At 49.1% G+C, this 1,453-nt stretch carries 1 protein-coding gene; it reads left to right on the top strand.

Going from position 1 to position 1,453, the window contains the following annotated elements; genetic code table 11:
* A partial coding sequence (locus R7Q47_RS23280) for a phosphoenolpyruvate carboxylase (protein ID WP_318089421.1) occupies positions 1–1,453 on the top strand: 1,453 nt, incomplete at both ends.

The following is a 1,453-nucleotide window of genomic DNA, read 5'->3' on the forward strand; positions in this document are numbered from 1 at the left end:
CAAAACTGGTACAAAACGATGTTAGCAAACTCGATACGGCTCAAGCGGTACGTGATTTGAATATTGAACTGGTATTAACCGCGCACCCAACGGAAATCACTCGCCGCACCATGATCAATAAACTGGTCAAGATCAACGAGTGTTTATCCAAACTAGAACTCAGCGACCTGTCTTCTAAAGAACGCAAAAAAACAGAGCGTCGCTTAGAGCAACTTATCGCACAAAGCTGGCATTCTGACGTGATTCGTCAACAACGCCCTACTCCATTGGATGAAGCGAAATGGGGCTTTGCCGTAGTAGAAAACTCACTGTGGGAAGCAGTGCCAGATTTCCTACGTGAAATGAATGATCGTCTGAAGTCTTACCTAGGTGAAGGTTTACCAATTGATGCTCGTCCAGTGCATTTCTCTTCTTGGATGGGGGGTGACCGTGATGGCAACCCGTTCGTTACTCATAGCGTAACGCGTGAAGTATTGCTTCTGTCTCGTTGGAAAGCCGCTGACCTTTATCTCAATGACATCAATGAATTGATCAGCGAACTCTCGATGACCGTTTCTAACGATCAAGTTCGTGAACTTGCTGGTGAAGATCAACACGAACCATACCGCGCAATCCTGAAACAACTACGTGCTCTGCTCAATGAAACCAAAGATATTCTTGATGCGAAGATCCACGGTCAAAAACTGGCAGTCAAAGCACCGCTACAAAAAGTTGAACAGCTTTGGGATCCTCTGTACGCGTGTTACCAATCACTGCATGAGTGCGGCATGGGCGTCATCGCTGACGGCTCGTTGCTAGATACGCTGCGTCGTGTGAAAGCGTTTGGCGTTCACCTAGTTCGTCTTGATATCCGCCAGGAAAGTACGCGCCACGCAGATGTACTCTCTGAGCTGACTCGATACCTCGGCATTGGTGATTACGAACAGTGGAGCGAGCAAGATAAAATTGCTTTCCTCACCAATGAACTTGCGTCTAAACGTCCGCTACTGCCACGCGATTGGGAACCATCAGAACCGGTCAAAGAGGTGTTAGACACCTGTAAGATCATCGCTCTGCAACCGCGCGAAGCGTTCGGTGCTTACGTCATCTCAATGGCTCGTACCGCCTCAGACGTACTCGCTGTGCACCTATTACTGCAAGAAGCGGGCTGCCCTTACCGTATGGATGTTTGTCCTCTGTTCGAAACTCTAGACGACTTGAACAATGCGGAATCGGTCATTAAGCAGCTAATGAGTATCGACCTTTACCGTGGCTTTATTCAAAACCACCAAATGGTCATGATCGGCTACTCTGATTCAGCAAAAGATGCGGGTGTCATGTCAGCAGGCTGGGCTCAGTACCATGCTATGGAATCTCTAGTTAAAGTGGCAGAAGACGAAGGTGTTGAGCTGACTCTGTTCCATGGTCGTGGCGGCACCGTTGGTCGCGGCGGCGCACCTGCACACGCGGCTCT

The sequence above is a fragment of the Vibrio sp. Vb0349 genome (assembly GCF_033338975.1).